Genomic DNA, 19345 nt, shown 5'->3' with positions numbered 1-19345 from the left:
CCGGCGTTCCGCGGGACACGGTTCGGACGATGCTGGGACACGTGAGTCCCACCTCTGTGCGGGTAGGCAGGCGCGAAGGGGCAGGCTGACAAGCTAGATTCGCCGGATGTCCGGGTGCTCCCAGGGGCCCTCGTTGGCCCGGTCCGTCGTCGGCGTGACCGGCCATCGGGGGTTGACCGATGTGCAGAGCCGCTATGTCGACGCGGAGCTGCGGCGGCTGCTCGAGCCGCTCGCGCGGGCGACGCGTGGTTTCGCGGGCATCAGCTGTCTGGCCGACGGTGCCGACACCGTCTTCGCCGACGTCGTGCTCGATCTCGGCGGCCAGCTCATCTCCGTGATCCCCGCCCACGGCTATCGGGATCTTCAGCCAGCCACCCACCTGCGCGACTACGACCGCCTGGTGCGCAGCTCCGCCGAGGTCCGCCGACAGGACCGTCCGGTGCCCGACCCGCCCAGCCTGATGGACGCGAGCCGGCTGCTGGTCGACGCCTCCGACCACCTCATCGCCATCTGGGACGGACAGCCAGCCCGCGGCTACGGCGGGACGGCGGACGTGGTCGCCTACGCCCAGCGGCTGGGCCGCCCGGTACAGGTCGTCTGGCCGGCCGGCGCGGCCCGCCAACCGGTCTGAGCAGCCCCGAACCCAGATCTCAACGAGGGGTCAACGGGACGATGAGGACCTGAGTCGGGTCCAGCCCCGTGGACGCCTCTGACGACGTGCTCTCCGCAACCTGCGTCCCCGCCGCCGAGCTGGACGTCGCCGCGGGGTCAGCCGTGGTGCCGGGGGCAGCCGTGGTGCCGGGAGCAGTGGTGGCGGCGGTGGTGGTCGGGGTGAGCTCGGTGATCGGCACGGGTCCGGTGGTCGGCAGGGTGCCGGCCAGCGCGGGGGTGCTGGCGTCACCGGCGCTCGCCGCACCGCTGGTGGTTGCCGCGCTCTCGGTAGCCGCCGCGCTCTCGGTGGTCGGGACAAGCCTGGTGATCGGTATGGACCCCGTGGTCGGCAGCGTGTCGGCAGTCGCCGGAGTGTCGGCGGTCGCCGGGGTGCTGGCGGTCGCGGGGGTGTCCGTCGAGGTGGTGGCCGTCGAGGTGGTGGCCGTGATCGGGTTCGGCCGGACGCCGGGTTTCGCGGCCGAGCGCGGCACCGCCGGGATGCGTCCCATCGGCCGGGAACCGGCCACCGGTTGCGTGGGCGCGACGGCGGCCGCCCCGGCCGGGCTGGCGGGCTGCAGCGGCACCACTGGCTGGACCGGGTCGGCGCCCCCCGGTTGAACCGGGGCAGCAGCCGGTTGAGCCGGGGCTGCGGCTGGCTGACCCACGGCGGCTGGCTGACCCGGGGCTGCGGCCGGCTGGGCGGGCGTGGTTGTGACCGGGCTGCTCTGGGCCGTGGTCGACGGTGCGGCGGGGTCGGCGACCGCCCGCGCGGGGGCGGGGGGTGCCGGTGGCTCCTGGCCGGACTGCTCGGCTGGCGACAGCGGTGTCAGGGGGGTGATCAGCAGGCCGGCCAGCGACGAGGTGTCAAGGTCGATGCCGGGCCCGTCGGCGGTGTCCGCGTCGCCGCTCGGCGCGCTGGCGGCGGCCGGCGGTGTGACGTCGTCCGTCAGATGGAGGGCGTCGAGTGCCCGCTGCGCCGCGGGGAGCTTCAGCGGCTGTTGGACGGACGGAGCCGCGGTCAGCGGCTTCTGGGCGCCGGGTGCGGCCCCGATGGCGGCACCGGCTGGGTCCAGGGCGGTGGTGGCCGGCGGGATCGGCGGCCGGGATGTCGCTGGGCCGGTCGGTGCGTTCGCCGCGGGGGCCTCGACATGGGTTCCGGTGCCGGCGTCCGGGCTGGTGCCGGGGTGCGGTTGCGAGCCGGGTGTCAGGCCCGCCGCGGACCGGTCGGCGGCGCGGGAGGCGGCCGGCAGATCCGTGGGGTGCGTGTCGTGCTGGGGTGCCTGGGCGCCGGAGGTGACCTCGTCTCCGGTGGCGCCCAGGCCGGCGGCGGTTGCCGCGGCCGCCACCGCTGCCACCGCTGTGACGGCCAACGCGGCCAGCGGCCGAATCCGGGAGCGACGCGGCTGACCGGGCTGACCGGCCTCCGGCACCGGTGCGCCGGCCAGGCGCCGCACCCGACGATGCGACGGCGGGGTGTCGGCCGCGGGGCCGTCCACCTCGACGGCCCCGCTGGTGCCGAACGCGGCGATGTCCGCGGCGCTCACCCCGGGGGTGGCACCGCGTCGGCCCGTGGCGCGGCGCGCGGTCGCCTCGGGGGCGGCGCCGGGCAGCAGGGCAGGGGTGGGTGGCAGCCCGGCCAGCGGGGGCAGCGTGAGACCCGCGGTGGCGGGATTCGGCGCGGATGCCGGCCCAGCGGTGGCGGGCCGTGGACCGCGGCGGCGTCCCGCGGGACGCGCGGGGCGGGCGCCGGCGAGCAGGGCGAGTAGTTCGGCGGTGTCGGGCAGGGAGCCGCCGTCGGCGAGCCGGACCCGGGCCAGCGCGCGACGCACCCCCGGACTGGTCAGCTCGCTCGCGTCCGCCCCGGCCTGCTCGCGGCGCCCACCGACACGCCCGCCGGCCGACCCCACCACGCTGGACGGACGCCCGGTGGCGGCCAGGTCGACGATGCCGGCCCAGGCGACGACGTCGGCCGCGGGACCGTCCCAACCGCCCGCGGCAGGCCCGTAGCCGTACCCCGGCACGTACGTGCTGTCGGCGGCCGGCACGCCCGCCCTGGCCGCGGCCGTCACCAGCAACGGTCGCAGGGCCGCGGCGACCCCCAGGTCGACCAGTCGGGGGCCGACGACCGAGAGCACGATGTCGGCGGCCGTCAGATCACCGAGCGGGCCGACACTGCGGTGCGCGGCCTCGATCGTCGTCAGCAGGCTGCGGGCGAGGCGATCGATCTCCTCGGGAGACAGCGGGCCGCGCTCGGCCAGTTCACGGGCGAGGGTGGGCCCGCCGACGTACTCGGCCACGAGGTAGGGCCGCTCGGCGCCGGGCGCGGCATCGAGAACACCGCAGGTGTGCGGGCCGGCGATCACACGGGCTCGATCGACCGCGGCGGCGAAACGGGCCCGCATGTCGTCGCGCGGCGCGTCCCCGGGATGCAGCGAGCGGACGGCCACCTGCGCGCCGCCAGGTGCCCGAGCCAGGTGGATGACGCCGGTGATGCCCACGTCAACCCGCCCAAGGAGCTGGTACGGCCCGAGCATGGTCGGCTCGCCCGTGGCGAGTGGGGCCACGTGGCGCGGAAGACGAACGGTCATGTGGGCTGCCCCGGGTGCGACGCGTGGCTCGCCGACGGCGACGGACCTCTCTGACGGTAGCCACTCAGGTGGTGTCCGTGAAGGGTGCTACGCCCGCTTCTTCAGCCTTCTCCTGTGTTGCCGCTCATTGTTCACGCGTGCCGCTGGCGTTCCCGGTGTTCTTCCCCTCGTCCTCCCGGACGTCCGGGTGCGCCGCCTCGATGCCGTCCAGGAGCCAACCCAGCGCCTGTTCGAAACGCGGCACCATCACCAGGCATCCGTTTCTCCACAGGCTGCGTAGCCGGGGGAGCTCCTCGCCGTCGTCGAGGGTGCCGAAGTCGGGCTCGAGCAGCGGGCCGTCGACCGTGGGATCATTCCAGCCCGCCGTGGTGGTCCGCAGCGCGCTCGCCTCCCGCAGGGTGCAGCCGACGACAAGGTCGTTCACCGAGTGCAGGATGCGCTGCTGCTCCAGCGGATCATCGGTGAGTCGTGAGACGACGCCCAGATACTGTTCGATGAAGCGCAGCTTGTTGGGCCCGCGGGACGACCGGATGATCACTTGCAGCGTCCAGGGATGGCGCTGGTAGGACTCCCGCATGCGGCGCGCGATCGCGGTGAGGCCGCCGCGCCAGTCGGCCGGGACCTCGGCGAGCAGGCTCTCGCCCATGAACTCGTCCCACATGACGTCGAGCAGCTCGTCCTTGTCCCGGACGTGGTAGTACAGCGTCATCGTCCCGACGCCGAGGTGGGTGGCGAGCCGGCGCATCGACACGGCGGCCAGGCCCTCCGCGTCCGCGATCTCGATCGCCGCCCGGGCCAGCCGCGGGGGGTTCAGCTTCGAGCGGCAGGTGCCGCCAGCGGCACGCCGCTCGACCTGCGTGCCCGCCTGCGCCACCGGTGGCCGCGCGACGACGGGCCGGACAACCGCAGGTGAGGCGGCCACCTTCGCCGCCGTGCCCGCACGGGACATTGCCTGGTCACCTCCGACCACAACCGATCACGACCTTCGAGCGCAACCCAGAGTCAGGCAAGCGTTTTGCCGTTCGTACATCGTACGGCGTAGAGTGGGACCACGTCGCTCGTACGCTGTACGACTGCGGGTGGGTGTGATCCACCCATGTGTCCACCCATGTGTCCACCCATGTGTCCACCCGGCCGCGTGGCTGAGCGGATGCACGGCCGAGGAGAACCGTGGCTGACCGGGCCTGCGGCTGAGTCGAGCCGGGGCGCACGAGAGCGGCGGAGAGAACAAGAGAAGAGAACAGCGGACGGGGAGGGAGGGACGTTGATGGATGCACATTCGGAGACCGCTCCAACGGGGGCGGTCGCAGCGCCACGGGCCTCGTGGGCCATCCTGGCGGTCTGTTGTCTGGCCCAGTTCATGGTCGTGCTCGACATCTCGATCGTGAACATCGCCCTGCCATCGATGCAGGACGATCTTGGAATGTCGGCGGGCGGGCTGCAGTGGGTGATCAATGCCTACACCCTGGCCTTCGCCGGGCTGCTGCTGTTCGGCGGCCGGGCCGCCGACCTGTTCGGTCGGCGGCGGGTGTTCATCTTCGGCCTGGCCGTGTTCACACTCGCCAGCCTTGGTGGCGGCTTCGCCCAGACCGAGGTCCAGCTCATCATCGCGCGGGCGGCCCAGGGCCTCGGCGGTGCGGTGCTGGCACCGGCGACACTCAGCCTTCTGATGACCTCGTTCGCCGAGGGGCGGGAACGCACGCGGGCCCTCGGGGCCTGGGGTGCCACGGCGGCCAGCGGTGGTGCGTTCGGCACGGTGCTCGGCGGCGTGCTCACCGACGTCGCCGACTGGCGCTGGGTGCTGTTCGTCAACGTGCCGATCGGTGTCGTGCTGATCGGCGCCGCGCGGATGGTGCTGGTCGAGTCGCGTGGCCAGATCAGCCGGCTGCGTGACCTCGACATGCCCGGCACCGTGGCGGTGACCGGCGGTCTGGTCCTGGTGGTCTACGCGATCGTGCGAACCGAGAGCACGTCGTGGACGTCCCCGCTCACCCTGGGCATGCTCGTCGGCGGGCTCGTGCTGCTCGGCGGGTTCGTGGCCATCGAGGCGACCAGCGCGAACCCGCTGGTGCCGCTGGGCATCTTCCGGTTCCCGGGCATCGCGGTGGCGAACATGATCGCGGCCGTGCTGGGGGCCGGCATGTTCGCCGTGCTGTTCTTCCTCACGCTCTACCTGCAGCGGGTGCAGGGCTTCAGTCCGCTGCGCGCCGGAATCGCGATGCTGCCGATGCCGGTCTCGATCATTGTCGCGTCGCAGGTCGTGACCCGGCTGATCGGCCGGACGGGGCCACGTCCGCTCGTTGTCGTCGGCGTCGTGATCGGCGCTGCCGGTCAGTTCTGGATGACGGGTATCTCCGCGGGCAGCTCCTACTGGGTGGATGTGTTCGGGCCCATCGCGCTGATGGCCCTCGGTGTCGGCACGGTGATGGTCGCGATGGTCACCGCCGCCACCTCCGGGGTCCCGATGCACATGGCGGGGCTCGCCTCCGGGCTCATCAACACCGGCCGTCAGATCGGCGCGGCCGTCGGCCTCGCGGTGGTCACCACACTCGCCGAGAACCGCACCAGTTCCCGCGTGAGCCAGGGCGTCGCCCTGCCCGACGCCCTGACCTCCGGCTACTCGCTCGGTCTGCTGATCGCGGCCTGCGTGTTCGTGGTCGGCCTGCCGCTCGCCCTGCTACTGCCGCGTCGCCGTGGCCCGGTCGTCCCGGTGCCCGTGCCGCCCGGCCCGTCCGACGGCGAACCCCTCGCGGTCGCCGAAGGCGCCCAGGTCTGAGCACCCGGCCTGTGGGCCGCCGGGCCAGCGGGTCCGGTGGGTCAGCGGGTCCGGTGGGTCAGCGGGTCAGTGGGTCAGTGGGTCAGTGGCGTCGGCGGAGGATGCCGACGACGGAGGCCTCGGCGCGTAGCTCGCCGGCGCGGGTGAGGATCTCGACCCGGCTGGTGGTGCGTCCGCCCGCGATGCTCAGGGCGCTCACCCGGTAGAGCAGCCACTCCCGCACGTCCAGCTCGGCGAAGTACGTCACTGTGATCGACAGGACCAGCGCGGTGGTGTCCGGCATGATCTCGCCCGTCGGCGTGACCATGCCGGACAGCCGCGCGATGTCGTCCAACGGCATGAACTCGCAGGCGTGCGCGATCAGTGCCCGCCAGAGCGTGGGGTCATCGCCCGCGTCGGCGGCACGCACCCAGTGCTCCAGCTGGAACTCGGCACGCTGGGGGAGCAGCCGCGCCTCCCACGGGATCAGCCGAATGGGAAGGTCCACCGCGGTCTCGGGGCCCGCGGGCATCACCGTCGTCGGCGTGAACCGGCCGAGGTCCGGCTCGGGGGCGCGCAGCATGATGTTCGTCCGCGACAGTGCCTGCGAGTGCTGCCGGACCGACAGCGCCAGCGCCCCCACCGATCGGCCGTGCGCCAGGTGCTCCACGTCGATCCACATCGGGAGCTCGCAGTCACCGGGCCGGGAGAAGACCGTGTGCAGCGAATGCACCGTCTTGCCGGGGGTCAGGCGCTCCGCCAGCACGATCTGCTGACCGAGCTGCTGCGCGCCCAGGACACCGCCATGCGGACTGCGCAGCGAGCGCACCGGGACCGGCGGCACATCCCCGCGCACGTCCAGCACCGTCAGCAGCTGCGCCAGCGTGAACCGACCCGGTGTCGCCGCGTTGATCAGCGGCGTGGCCGCATCGGGTTCGGCCACCGCCCGGCCGCCCGGTCGGGACTGGCCGGTCAGACCCGGCTGAGCAACCACATCGCATCCTCTCGTCGGTGACCGCCGAGCCGCGGTTCGACGGGACCGCCAGACACGGGCCCCACCGAACGAATGTCGACCTCTCGCGCCCAAGGCGCGGGTCGCAAGTGGCATAGGCCACCTACCCGCCAGTACCCCTGCCTGCACAAACCATCCCAAATGCATGGGAAACAGTTCGTATCCGGCACTGTATACGGCATCGGATACGAAACTGGATACAGAGTTCATGGGTGCGTTACGTGCCGGGCGGTGGGCCGAAACGACCCCCGCTGACCCTCATCTCCAGACACGAGGACCCGCACCAGTGGACCCGGGATGGCGAGAGCTGGCATGACCGACACCGCATCGACTCCGACCGAAACCCCGACCGGCCCCGTGGGCACGCCGCTGACGGTGGGCGCCCGACCCTACGACTTCGCCTTCGACCCCGCGACCACCGCGCTCGTGCTCATCGACATGCAGCGCGACTTCCTCGAGCCGGGCGGTTTCGGGGAGAGCCTCGGCAACGACGTCGGCCAGCTACGCGGCACGATCGAGCCGCTGCGGGCGGTGCTGGCGGCCGCGCGTGCCGCCGGGCTGACCGTCATCCACACCCGCGAGGGTCACCTGCCCGACCTGTCCGACCTGCCGGCGGCGAAGCTGCACCGCGGCAACGCCACCCTGCGCATCGGCGACGTCGGACCCAAGGGCCGCATCCTCATCCGGGGTGAGTACGGCCAGGACATCATCGACGAGCTGGCGCCGATCGACGGCGAGACCGTCATCGACAAACCCGGCAAGGGCGCCTTCTACGCCACCGCGTTCGGGGACGTGCTGCGCGCGAAGGGCATCACCAGCCTCGTCGTCACCGGTGTGACGACCGAGGTCTGCGTGCACACCACCGTCCGCGAGGCCAACGACCGCGGCTACGAGTGCCTGGTGCTCAGCGACTGCGTCGGTTCCTACTTCCCCGACTTCCAGCGGGTCGCCCTCGAGATGGTCGCGGCCCAGGGCGGCATCTTCGGCTGGGTCGCCCCGTCGCCGGCGTTCCTGGCCGCCCTCGAACCCCTGCTCGCCACCGCCACCGCCGCTGCCGCCTCCACGGCTTCCTGAGACAGGACGGGTCCTCGTCACATGATCAAGATCGGAAACCGGTCGGCGCAGCCGTCGGCCGCGGGCTCCTCGGCGCCCAGCCTGCCCTACTGGACCAGGGGCGACACCAACGCCTTCTTCGGCCTCGGTATCAACGTGCTGGTCAACGTGATCGTCCTGACCTCGCTGTGCCTGTTCGTCGTCAACATCCCGAAGGACGAGGTGTTCGGCGCGATCCTGCCGGCGCTCGGCATCGCGATGCTGATCGGCAACCTGTTCTATGCCTACCTCGGCCGGCGGCTGGCGGCGAAGGAGGGCCGTGACGATGTCACGGCCATGCCGTACGGGCCGAGCGTTCCGCACATGTTCATCGTCGTCTTCGTGATCATGCTGCCGATCTACCTGAAGACGAAGAACCCGATGCAGGCCTGGCAGGCGGGCCTGGCCTGGGCGTTCATCATCGGGATCATCGTCGTGATCGGCGCGTTCGTCGGCCCGACGATCCGCAGGTACGCCCCGCGCGCCGCGATGCTCGGCACGCTGGCCGGCATCTCGATCGCGTTCATCTCGATGCGTCCCGCCGCCCAGATGTGGGACGCGGCCTGGATCGCGCTGCCCGTGTTCGGCCTGCTGCTGGTCGGGCTGCTCACCGACCTGAAGCTGCCGTGGAACCTGCCGATCGGCGCGGTCGCGCTGGCCGTGGGCACGGCGATCGGCTGGATCGGCGGGTTCATGGACACCCCGGCCGTCTCCGAGGCGGCGAAGGACATCGCGCTGTCGCTGCCGACGTTCCACTTCGACCGGCTCCTCGACGGTCTGCGCGACATCTCGCCCCTGCTGGCCACCGCGATCCCGCTCGGCGTCTACAACTTCACCGAGGGCATGACGAACGTGGAGAGCGCCGCGTCCGCCGGGGACAACTACAACCTGCGCCCGATCCTGCTCGCGGACGGTCTTGGCGCGATCGTCGGCTCCGCGCTCGGCTCGCCGTTCCCGCCCGCGGTCTACATCGGTCACCCCGGCTGGAAGTCCGCCGGCGGTCGCACCGGCTACTCGCTGGCCACCGGCGGGGTGATCGCACTGCTGTGCTTCTGTGGCATGTTCGGCCTGCTGGGCGCGGTGCTGCCGCTACCGGCGATCGTGCCGATCCTGCTCTACATCGGACTGCTCATCGGCGCCCAGGCCTTCCAGGTCTCCCCGAAGGCGCACGGCGCGGCGGTGATCGCGGCGATCATCCCGAACATCGCCTCCTGGGCCGCCGGGTTGATCGACAACACGGTGACGACCGCGGTCGGCGTCGCGGCGAACCTCGATCCCGCGGTGAAACTGACCGTCACCGACGCCGATCTCGAGGGCAACAGCGTTCTGCTGCATGGCCTGCATCTGCTCGGGGACGGCGCGGTGCTCGCCGGTCTGGTGCTCGGCTCGATCGTCGCGTTCATCATCGACAAACGGTTCATCTCGGCGACGATCGCCTCCGTGGCCGGGGCGGGACTGGCGTTCATCGGCCTCATCCACGCCGAGAAGGTCGAGTGGAACGCCGGGGGTGGCCAGGTCGCCCTGGGCTACCTGTTCCTCGCGGTCGTCTGCGGGATCTGGGCGCTGACCCGCCCCGAACCCCGCGTCCCCGACGCCGAGGAGATCGCGCTCGAACGCGAACACGGTATCCCCGCCCAGACCCCGCGCACCCCCGGGCACGCCGACCCCGCGGCCACCGAGCCCGTCGCCACCGAGCCCGCCGCCACCACCACCGAGCCCACCGCCGCCTCGGCCGCCGGTTCCACCGCCGAACCCGTTGTCAGCGCCACCGCTGCCCCCGGCAGTTCGGCCTGAGAGCTGCCACCGCGTCGTCGTGATCCGGCGGCGCCCATCTGTCGAGGCGTGGTCGCTGAGCCGATTTCTTTCGTGCTCAGCGACCACGCCTCGCCGTCTGCGGCGTGCCCCGGATCATGGACGTGTCGGTCAGTTGCGGTCGAGGTCCTGCGCGTCGCGGTTCTCGCGGTTGAAGTCGAACCGGCGGTGCTCGGTGCGATCGGTGCCGCCGGAGTCGGTGTCGTCGTGGTCGCGGCGGGTGGGGGTGCGCAGGGTGCCGTGGGCGGTGGAGGTGATATCGATCTTGAGTTTGTTGTCGTGGAGCTGGAGGGGGACGACGACGAACTGGCCCACGGGGGTGTAGGCGCCGGTGGGGGGCGAATCCCAGGTGTGCAGGCCCAGCCACCAGTGGTGGCGGGTGTCGGCGAAGGCATGGGCGCCGCCGGGGCCGGAGCCGGCCAGGGAGTCGGTGAGCAGCGGACGGTCGGTGGGCTGGCAGGGGCCCAGCGGGGTGCGGCAGGAGGCGTCCGCGACCACCTGGCGGTCGTTGAGTTCCGGCGCCGCCGAGTACACGAGGTGGTAGTGCCCGTCGTCCTCGAGCAGGGAGGGGGACGCCACCCTGCCGTCCTGCCAGGGCAGGCTCGGGCGCAGCAGGACGGCAGGGTCGCCGGTGAGCACCAGACCGTCCGAGCGCAGCGGCTGGGCCCACAGCGCCGGGCCGCTCCCGCCGGCCTGGCCGGGACTGCTCCAGGCCAGGTAGGGCCGTCCGGCGGCATCGACGTAGGGGCTCGGGTCGGTGCTGCCACCCTCGGCGGTCTGGCAGACGAAGGGGGCGAGTGAGGTGTCCTCGAAAGGCTCGTCGAGATGCTTCGAGGTCGCCGCCGAGACGCAGCGCAGGCCGAGTCCCCGCACGGTGGCGGTGTAGTAGAGGACGAACGATCCGTCGAACACGCCGATCGCGGCCGGGCCCAGACCGCCGCTGGGATCCGCCCAGCTGGGCGGCGCCGCCAGGGCGTTCGGGTGGACCGTCCAGGTGTGCCGGTCGCGGCTGGACAGCAGCTGGATCGCGTCGGGGGCCCGCGGGTCGACCCCGACGGCGTAGGTCGTGCGGTTGTGGGTGACCAGCGACGGTGCCGGCAGGTCGACGTTCGCCACGATCACCGCCCGGTCGTTGTCGCCTGTGCCGGCCTTCGACAGGTACAACCCGGCAAGCACAAGGACGAGGACGACCATGCCCGGCTGGCGGCGGGCAAAGTCGACCAGCCCGCCGGTGAGCCCCTTCTCGCCCATCCCGCCACCATCCTCATTGTGAGCACCTGATGGCGGAGTGTATTCACAGTGGGGCGGTATTGGCCGTCAATTGACCTTCGACAGTCCCTTGACCAGGGCGGCGCCGGCCGGGCTCAGGCCGACCAGACTGACCTCGACGCCCCGCTCGCGGTATTTCGTCCGGACGTCGTCGAGCGCGGCGACCGCCGCCGAGTCGAGCACGTCCGCCGCGGCGAGGTCCACGACCACGCGAGGCGGATCCTGCGCGTAGTCGAACGCCTCGACCAGGTCGGCTGTCGAGGCGAAGAACAGGGAGCCGCGGACCACGTAGATCCGCTCGCCGCCGTGCGGGTCGAGCACACTGGTGACCGTGGCCAGGCGGGCGGCCCGCCGGGTGAACAGCAACGCCGAGAGCACCACGCCGACGACCACGCCGTAGGCCAGGTTGTGGGTCGGTACGACCACCGCGACCGTCACGACCATCACCAGCGTCTCCTCGCGCGGCAGCCGCCGCAGCGTGGACGGCGCGATGCTGCGCCACTCGAAGGTCATCACCGCGACCAGCATCATCACCGCGGCCAGCGCCGACATCGGGATGTGGCATACCAGGTCGCGCAGCGGCACGACCAGCAGCAACAGGAACCCGCCCGCGGCGAACGTCGAGAGCCGGCCACGTCCACCGGCGTTGACGTTGACGATCGTCTGGCCGATCATCGCGCAGCCACCCATGCCGCCGAAGAACCCGTTGACGATGTTCGCGATGCCCAGACCCCAGCTCTCCCGGTCGGGGTTGTGGGTGGTGGCGGTCATCCGGTCGACGATCTGCGCGGTCAGCAGCGTCTCCAGCAACCCGACGGCCGTGAGCGCCAGGACGTACGGCGCGACGATCCGCAGCGTCTCCCAGTCCACCGGCACGTTCGGCAGGCCCGGTCGCGGCAGTGACGACGGCAGCCGCCCCTCGTCCCCGACCGTCGGGACGGACAGATGGAAGCAGACCGTCACGAAGGTCAGCAGTGCCACCGCGACCAGCGGCGCCGGGATGGCACGGGTCAGCCGTCCCATCGTGAGCAGGATGGCCAACCCCGCCGCCACCAGCGCGTACACCGTCCACGACCGGCCGACGGCGTGCGGCAGCTGGGCCGTGAAGATCAGGATGGCCAGGGCGTTGACGAACCCGATCATGACGGTCCGTGGAATGAAGCGCATCAGCCGCGCGACGCCGAGCAGCCCCAGCACGAACATCAGCAGGCCGACGCCGATCGTCGTGGCGATCAGGTACTGCACGCCGTGCTCCCGGACCAGCGGCGCGGCCACCAGGGCCATCGACCCGGCCGCCGCCGAGATCATCGCGGGCCGCCCGCCCGTGAAGGCGATGACCATCGAGATGGTGAACGACGCGAACAACCCGATCCGCGGATCGACCCCGGCCACCACCGAGAACGAGATCGTCTCCGGAATCAGCGCGAGCGCGGTCACCAGCCCCGCCAGCAGTTCCACCCGCACCTGACGCCGCCCCGGCCAGCGCGCGCCAAGCCAGCGGCCGACCGCCCACCCACGACCACCCGGCCCGCCGGTGGACGGCGCGGCGACACCGGTCGGGTCGGCGTCGGGGTTGGTGCTGGTGTCGGCTTCGGAGCTGTCGGTGCCGGTGCGAGCGGAGATCTCGGTCATGCGGCGACGGTCACAGTGACGCCGGGTACGGCCGACAGGGCGGCAGAAGGCATGGCAACGAACCTCGAGTAGTCAGAATCGGTGTCCGGGTGGCGTGCGGGACGCCCGAACACGGCACGGGTCAGGCTCGGGGTGCGCCGAGGCGGACGAGGTCCTGCTGCATCTGGTCGATCTCGACGGACTGGTTGAGCACCATCGCCCGGGCCACGCCGCGGGTGCGGTCCTGCTCGCCGTGCTGGGAGGCGTACTGCGCCATCGCGAGCCCGCCACGATGATGATGGATCATCAGGGTGAGGAACAGCACGTCAAGGTCGCGCCCGCGCAGGGTGGCGAGTTGGCGCAGTTGCGCCGGCGTCGCCATCCCCGGCATCCGTGCGCTGTCGTCAGCGGAGCCGGAGCCGGAGCCGGAGCCGGAGCCGGAGCCGGAGCCGTTCATGCCGGCCATGCCGTCCATGTCGTGGGTGGACGAGCCGTCGGTCGAGGTGGCGCCCATCCAGCGCATCGCGGCGCCGGTGTTGGACTGGGTGCGGCCCCAGCCGGACAGCCAGGTGGACATGACACCGATCTCGCGTTGCTGGGTGAGCGCGATGTCCTGCGCCACGCTGCGGCTGGTCGCGTCGGCGCCACGACTGAACTCGATCATCGCCATCTGGACGGCCTGGGAATGATGCTCGGACATGTCCCGGGCGAACCCGACATCCACCGAGTTCTCCCCCGGGGACCGGTCGATCAGGCCGCCGATCGCGGCGCCCGCGGCGAGCAGCGCCGCGACCACGACGAGCACCACCGGCGTCCACCACAACGCCGACCGCCCGTGCCGACGCCGGCCGTCGCCGGCACGGCCGTCATCGTCGCGGCCTTCACCGGTATGGCCCTCACCGACCAGGCCATCGGATTCACGGCCGTCGGCATCCGGTGCGGTGGGAGTGTTCTGACCGGAGCTGGGGCGGGGATCGGTGCTGCTGGTGGCGCCGCGGTCGTCGACGCCGGGGTCGCCGGTACGTGCCTCTACGGTGGCGGCCGGGGTGGGCAGACCGACCCCGGCGCGCGGGTCTGTATCGCTCATCGTTCGTCAAGTCTGACGTAGGTGCCGACCTTTTGCGCGCCACCCCCGCCCACCGCCCGGTTCGAGGCGGCCCGCCGGAGGGTCAGGGGTGCAGGTTGGAGTTGAACACGAAGGTGCGCTTGCCGACCTGGACACGGGTGCCGGGGGTCAGCGGGGCCTCCTGATGGGGGTTCAGGGGGGTCCAGACGGTCGCCTCCGGGGGCGCGATGTAGGTACCGTTCGCCGATCCCTGGTCGGTGATCACCGCGTCCCAGCCGGTGAGCGTGATGATGGCGTGGACGCGGGAGATCGCGCTCTCGCCGTCCTCGACGGGCAGAGCCCGGGCGGTACCGGCGCGCACGGCGTCGTCGCGGTCCGGCTGACGGCCGATGACCAGATCCATGTCGACGGGCAGCGTCATCCCGTCGTCGAAGACGAGGATGCCGATCGGTGGGCGTGGACCCCACACGGTGTGCCCGGACTGCTGGGCCAGCGACTGCCCGCACTCGACGCAGTACGGCGACTGTGGATGGTTGAAGTGGCCGTTCGGGCACAGCACGCCCTCGACCTGGGGCTTGGAGCTGTTCGGCAGCATCGTGGGCGCCTCGTCGTCCTCGATGAGGTCCGAGACGGTGAAGGTCTGCCCGGGAAGCTGGGTGAGCGCGTCGTGCTCGTCATCGGTGAGGTCGTCGGTGAGCGGCTCCTGCTGCCCCATGGCCCCGCCGCCCGGGCCGTACCCGGACCCGCCGGGTCCAGGGCCGAAACCGGAGCCGCCGGCGTCATGGCCGAAGCCCTGGCCGCCACCGTCATGGCGGTAGCCGGGAGCGCCGCCGTCGTGGCCGTAGGCGGAGCCGCCGCCGTCATGGCCGTAGGCTGCCCCGCCAGCGTCGTGGCCGTAGGCGGGGCCAGCGGCGCCGGGCCCGCCGGGTCCGGCGGAGGCGCCGTGGCCGTAACCGGCGGCGCCGTGGTCGGTGCCGAGCTGGCCGTTGGGGCTGGGGTCGTGACCGGAGCGGCCCAGCGCCTCGCCGTAGAGGTCCCGGCCGGCGAGTTCGGTCGCCGGGTCCGCGTCGAGTTCGTCGAGTTCGTCGAGGTCGGCGGCCTGGGTGGGTTCGGCGGCGGCGCGCCGGCGGTGGGCCTCCTCCTCCTGGCTGAGCAGGGGGGCCAGCGCCGGTGGCGTGGTCAGCGACGGGTCGGGGACGCGGGCGCCGGAGGCGGGAATGGGGGCCGCGCCGGTCTTCGGATCCTGGGACGGGTCGAAGGCGGCGAGCATGCGGTCCGCCGACGACTTGGAGATCGGTATCGCCGGTGCGTCGCTGAGCAGCAGGCTCACCCCGACCCCCGCCACCGTGCCCAGGCGCAGGTCCAGCGGAAAGTCGAGGCCGCCGGCATCCCCGGCGCGCGCGTCGACCAGACCGGTCGGCGCCACGTCGATGCGCTGACAGTCGGCGGGCAGCAGCCGGTCGACCCAGGTGGCCGAGTCGACCCCCGAAAGGGTCAGCCCGGACGGGCCACTGACCACGACGTCCATCGCGCCGTGCACGAGTGCCGCGACCCGGTCGTTGACGGTCGTCAGCAGGCTGAAGTCGGGTACCCGCTCGGGGTCGGCGTCAGCCAGGACCCCGGCGACCCGGCGCACCAGGCGCCTGCCCATCGTGGCCTCGGACGTGCCGACCTCGGCGGCCACCTCGGCGCACAGCCCCAGCAACCGGGTAGTGATCTCCGCGGTCTCGGGTTGGTCGACCCGGGCGACGACCAGCGCCCCGGGCAGTCGCACGACCACTCCGGTCCTCTCGGTGCGCCCGGACTCGACGACCACCCGGAAATGGTCCAGACCCGCCATGACTCGCCTCTCGTCCCCACGTCCACGCCGCGCGGCGATCCTCGCCACGTGCCAGCCGTCCTGCCGCGGCCCGCCGGATTCCCGGCCAGCCCCCGTCCGCGTCCCTGCCTGGTCCCCGTCCACCTGGCCGATTGCGGTCACCTGCCGGCCATCGCCCTATCCTCGTCGCACTGACCTGTCTGTGGGCGTCGGATGCGCCGATGTGGTCCTGTCGTGCTCGCGACCGGTGCGGGACGCGGCACCGGGCGTGGTGCCAGGCCCGGTGTCGGGCGCGGTGCCAGAGCTGTCACCGCGCCGGCTCCCATCCTGCCTGGGGCGGCGGTCAGCCCAGCGCGCGGTCGAGGTTGATCGCGGCACTGATCAGCGCCAGATGGGTGAAGGCCTGCGGGAAGTTGCCCAGTGCCTCCCCGGACGGGCCGATCTCCTCGGCGTAGAGGCCGACGTGGTTGGCGTAGGTGAGCATCTTCTCGAAGACCAGCCGGGCATCATCCACCCGTCCGGCGCGGGTCAGCGCCTCCACATACCAGAACGAGCAGAGGTTGAAGGTGCCCTCGTCGCCGGTCAGCCCGTCGCTGCCGTCGGCGGCGTAGCGGCGGACCAGGCTGTCGCTGACCAGGTCCTCGCCGAACCGGTCGAGGGTGGACAGGAACCGCGGGTCGGTCGGCCCGGAGAACTTCACCAGCGGCATGCACAGCAGCGACGCGTCCAGCCGCGGCGAACCGGGGAACTCCATGTAGGCGCCACGAGTCGGATTCCAGGCCTCGTTCTGGACGAACCGGTACGCCTGGCCGGCGAGTTCCTTCCAGTCGTTGGTCGGTCCGGGCAGCCCGCGCTGACGCGAGATACGGCACGCCCGCTCGAACGCCACCCAGGTCATCAGCGCCGAATAGGTGAAACGCTGCCGTCCGCCGCGGGTCTCCCAGATGCCCTCATCGGGTGAGTCCCAGTGTTTCGCGAGCCAGTCGAGCTGACGGCCCAGCGCCTCCCACAGCCCGAACGAGATCGGCACCCGCTTGTTGTACAGGTACACCGAGTCCATGAGCTCGCCGTAGATGTCGAGCTGCAACTGCTCGGCGGCGGCGTTGCCGATCCGCACCGGTTTCGAGTCGCGGTAACCCGCCAGGTGGTCCAGCACGATCTCGTCCAGGTGGGCGTTGCCGTCCACGCTGTACAGCACGTAGAGCCCGGATTCCTTCGGCGCCTCGTGGCAGCGCTGCTCCAGCCAGTCCATGAACGCGGCCGACTCGTCGGTGAAACCGAGTGCCATGAGCGCGTAGGTGGTGAACGCGGCGTCGCGGATCCAGGTGTAGCGGTAGTCCCAGTTGCGCACGCCACCGAGTTCCTCCGGCAGCGACGTCGTCGGCGCCGCCACCAGCGCCCCCGTCGGCCGGTAGACGAGCAGTTTGAGCACCAGCGCGCTGCGCAGCACCATCTCCCGCCAGCGGCCGTGGTAACGCCCCCGGCGAATCCACGACTGCCAGTACTTCAACGTCCGGTTGAACAGCGCGTCGGCCTCGCCGGTGGCCAGCGGCCGGATGGAGGCGTTCCATTCCAGGATGATGTCCGCGGTCTCGCCCATGGCCAGGTCGAAATCGGCGTGCACGGCCGTACCGTCGATGCGCAGCGGCAGTGACGTGCGCAGCACCAGCGTCCCCGTGGTGGACGCGAACACCGCCCCCGAACCGGGAACCAGCGTCACCGTGTGGGCCGCCCGGCCGTAGTCGAACCGCGGGTCGCAGCGCAGCCGGAACGACGCCGTCCCGCGCACCGCCCGAGCCTGGCGGACGATGACATGCGGCGTCTCGGTGACGTCGCTGTCCATCGGCACCATGAAGTCGACGACCTCGCCCACCGCGCGCGGTGCGAGAAAACGGGTCATCAGCACGTTCGAGTCGGGCAGATACAGCTGCTTCGCCCGTGACTGCGGGCAGTGAATGCGGAAGGACCCGCCGCGGTCGGCGTCGAGCAGGCTCGCGAAGACCGACGGCGCATCGAAACGCTGCGGGCAGTACCAGTCGATCGTGCCGTCCGTGGCGACCAGCGCCACGGTGCGCAGGTCACCGATGACCGCGTGCTCCTCGATGGGCGGATAGTCGGTGTGGGCCATTCAGGGACTCCGCGAGGCGTGAGGGGGACGAGCGCTGTAGCCGGGCGCCGAGCCAGGCTGTGTTGGAGATGGGGCGTTCGGGGCAACCACGCGACGGTAACCCGTCCATCGCACCCTCGCCCACGCCCGTCGGTAAACCCTGGCGTCGCCCCCGGCGACAATGTGAACCCGCGGTAACGCCAGCCGCGTCGCCACCGTGGATTTGCCTGTCGTCCATGGTCAGCGGGCTGGTCAGGGATGTGGTGCCGACCACGCCCACGGGTGGCTCCCGGTATCGAGGCCGATCACGTTGCCCACTCCCGTGGGGTCTGGCCGCGCGCCCCCTCTGGTGGGGCACCTACGATCACGCCATGGGCGCCCACCTCCAGACCGCCGAGGACGGTCCCGCCGCACTGGTGATGTTCGCTCGTGGGGACCGGGTCTTCCCGATCGACGACCTCGGCGGCGGTATCTGGTCCCGTCGCGGCACCGTGCTCGCTGTTCACCCCGCCGGTCGCCGCGCGCCAAGCGACCAGACCGGTTCCGTGCGGGTGGAGGTGTCTCCCGCGGCGGCACCACTGATCTGCGCCCGCGCGACGGTCCTGTGGGACGACGGCAGCGCCGAGGTCCTCGACGAGGCCCAGCTCTGCCTCGTCTACGACCAGGAGGCACCCGTCGGCGTCCGGGTCGTCACGGTGCCGATGGCCGAGCCGGTGGACGTCGTCCAGCACGGCGGTCACGTCGTCCTCGTCCTGCGCGACGGCCTGCTGCCCCCCGTCGCCCTGGATTCGCTGCGCGACAAGCTGCGCCGGGTCCGCGCCGCCCTCACCCCCGCGCCCGCGGTCGGCTCCGGACGGCCGGCCGACGAGGCCACCGCGGCCGCGGCCGCCGCCGAGCGTCGCCGCCGCGACCTCGATCTCCTACGCGCCCTGATCGCCCAGCTCACCGGCGGCCCCGCCGACCGCGGCTGAGCGGGACGCGGCCGGGGACGCCGCGGCGTCAGCGGGACACCGTCAGCGGGACACGGCGTCAGGAGGTCGCGGTGTCTGTCAGGAGGTGGAGTACGGGCCGGGACGCACGCCGGGGCCGTAGGCGTTGCCGTTCATGCCGGCCCGCGGCTGCTCGGTCATCGCCTGGCTGACCTTGGACGCGATCGCCTCGGTGAGCCGGATCGCCTGTGTCAGCGACAGGTTCAGGACGATCTCGCTGTCGTCGGTCATCGCGAAGCGTACCGAGACATCCGCCATGGTCTGTTTCCTCCAGGTTCTTGCCCCCGGCATCCGGCTCCGGTGAGCGGAGGTCGCAGGGAGATCCACGCGCGGGTCCGACCCGCCGTGTGGACGTGGGCATGATGACCGACTCACCATCCCCGATGGTGCCCATGCCGTGTGCGACGGCCCCTCCATCCAGGGCGGCGGTCATGGCCTCGAAACCCGGGGAATATCACGTTCCGAGCTCGAATGATCATCGAGAGTGCGAGGGCGGCGTCGATCTGGCCACCATATCGCCACGCGTGACTGGATAAATGCGTTCGGTGTGCACATTGCGTGCGAGTCGCGACAT

The 19345-nt window shown here is 71.9% G+C and carries 14 protein-coding genes; 5 read left to right on the top strand and 9 right to left on the bottom strand.

Going from position 1 to position 19345, the window contains the following annotated elements:
* Positions 1-106: 106 nt before the first annotated feature.
* Positions 107-631, top strand: coding sequence for a hypothetical protein (locus MXD59_RS16030; RefSeq protein WP_248825517.1), 525 nt, complete (start codon positions 107-109; stop codon positions 629-631).
* 19 nt (positions 632-650) lie between these two features.
* Here the strand turns inward: MXD59_RS16030 and MXD59_RS16025 are convergent, their stop codons facing one another.
* Both MXD59_RS16025 and MXD59_RS16020 read right to left on the bottom strand, forming a co-directional pair.
* Positions 651-3239 (bottom strand): hypothetical protein, encoded by a 2589-nt coding sequence (locus MXD59_RS16025; protein WP_248825540.1) that lies wholly within the window; start codon positions 3237-3239, stop codon positions 651-653.
* Between the two features lie 124 nt (positions 3240-3363).
* Entirely contained in the window at positions 3364-4188 is an 825-nt protein-coding gene (locus tag MXD59_RS16020) for a TetR/AcrR family transcriptional regulator (RefSeq protein ID WP_248825516.1), read from the bottom strand.
* Between the two features lie 318 nt (positions 4189-4506).
* Between MXD59_RS16020 and MXD59_RS16015 the strand changes: the two genes are divergently transcribed.
* Positions 4507-6015, top strand: a complete 1509-nt coding sequence (locus tag MXD59_RS16015) for an MFS transporter (RefSeq protein ID WP_248825515.1) — start codon at positions 4507-4509, stop codon at positions 6013-6015.
* Between the two features lie 82 nt (positions 6016-6097).
* Here MXD59_RS16015 and MXD59_RS16010 read toward each other — a convergent pair whose 3' ends face one another.
* The gene (locus MXD59_RS16010; RefSeq protein WP_248814299.1) at positions 6098-6988 is read right to left on the bottom strand and encodes an acyl-CoA thioesterase; all 891 of its coding nucleotides are present in this window, start codon (positions 6986-6988) and stop codon (positions 6098-6100) included.
* A gap of 330 nt (positions 6989-7318) precedes the next feature.
* On the opposite strand from MXD59_RS16010, the gene MXD59_RS16005 reads away from it, so the two are divergent.
* Both MXD59_RS16005 and MXD59_RS16000 read left to right on the top strand, forming a co-directional pair.
* A complete protein-coding gene (locus tag MXD59_RS16005; protein WP_248825514.1) occupies positions 7319-8080 on the top strand; it encodes a cysteine hydrolase family protein in 762 nt (253 codons plus the stop codon).
* A 21-nt stretch (positions 8081-8101) separates the two neighbouring features.
* Positions 8102-9892, top strand: a complete 1791-nt coding sequence (locus MXD59_RS16000; RefSeq protein ID WP_248825513.1) for a regulator — start codon at positions 8102-8104, stop codon at positions 9890-9892.
* 129 nt (positions 9893-10021) lie between these two features.
* On the opposite strand, the gene MXD59_RS15990 is transcribed toward MXD59_RS16000, so the two are convergent.
* The 5 genes from MXD59_RS15990 to MXD59_RS15970 form a co-directional block, all read right to left on the bottom strand.
* The gene (locus MXD59_RS15990) at positions 10022-11161 is read right to left on the bottom strand and encodes a family 43 glycosylhydrolase (RefSeq protein WP_283096966.1); all 1140 of its coding nucleotides are present in this window, start codon (positions 11159-11161) and stop codon (positions 10022-10024) included.
* A gap of 66 nt (positions 11162-11227) precedes the next feature.
* A complete protein-coding gene (locus tag MXD59_RS15985; protein WP_248825512.1) occupies positions 11228-12811 on the bottom strand; it encodes a SulP family inorganic anion transporter in 1584 nt (527 codons plus the stop codon).
* 121 nt (positions 12812-12932) lie between these two features.
* The gene (locus MXD59_RS15980; RefSeq protein ID WP_248825511.1) at positions 12933-13877 is read right to left on the bottom strand and encodes a DUF305 domain-containing protein; all 945 of its coding nucleotides are present in this window, start codon (positions 13875-13877) and stop codon (positions 12933-12935) included.
* Positions 13878-13959: 82 nt separating this feature from the next.
* Positions 13960-15696, bottom strand: coding sequence for an FHA domain-containing protein (locus MXD59_RS15975; RefSeq protein ID WP_248825510.1), 1737 nt, complete (start codon positions 15694-15696; stop codon positions 13960-13962).
* Between the two features lie 322 nt (positions 15697-16018).
* Positions 16019-17803: a glycoside hydrolase family 15 protein gene (locus MXD59_RS15970; protein ID WP_248814309.1), complete on the bottom strand. Its 1785-nt coding sequence runs from the start codon at positions 17801-17803 to the stop codon at positions 16019-16021.
* Positions 17804-18153: 350 nt separating this feature from the next.
* On the opposite strand from MXD59_RS15970, the gene MXD59_RS15965 reads away from it, so the two are divergent.
* Positions 18154-18753, top strand: coding sequence for a hypothetical protein (locus MXD59_RS15965; RefSeq protein ID WP_248825509.1), 600 nt, complete (start codon positions 18154-18156; stop codon positions 18751-18753).
* A gap of 78 nt (positions 18754-18831) precedes the next feature.
* On the opposite strand, the gene MXD59_RS15960 is transcribed toward MXD59_RS15965, so the two are convergent.
* The gene (locus MXD59_RS15960; RefSeq protein WP_006541195.1) at positions 18832-19029 is read right to left on the bottom strand and encodes a hypothetical protein; all 198 of its coding nucleotides are present in this window, start codon (positions 19027-19029) and stop codon (positions 18832-18834) included.
* Between the last annotated feature and the right edge of the window lie 316 nt (positions 19030-19345).

The organism is Frankia umida (assembly GCF_023242945.1).
Taxonomy (GTDB): domain Bacteria; phylum Actinomycetota; class Actinomycetes; order Frankiales; family Frankiaceae; genus Frankia; species Frankia umida.
This window is presented reverse-complemented; position numbering and strand designations above follow the sequence as displayed.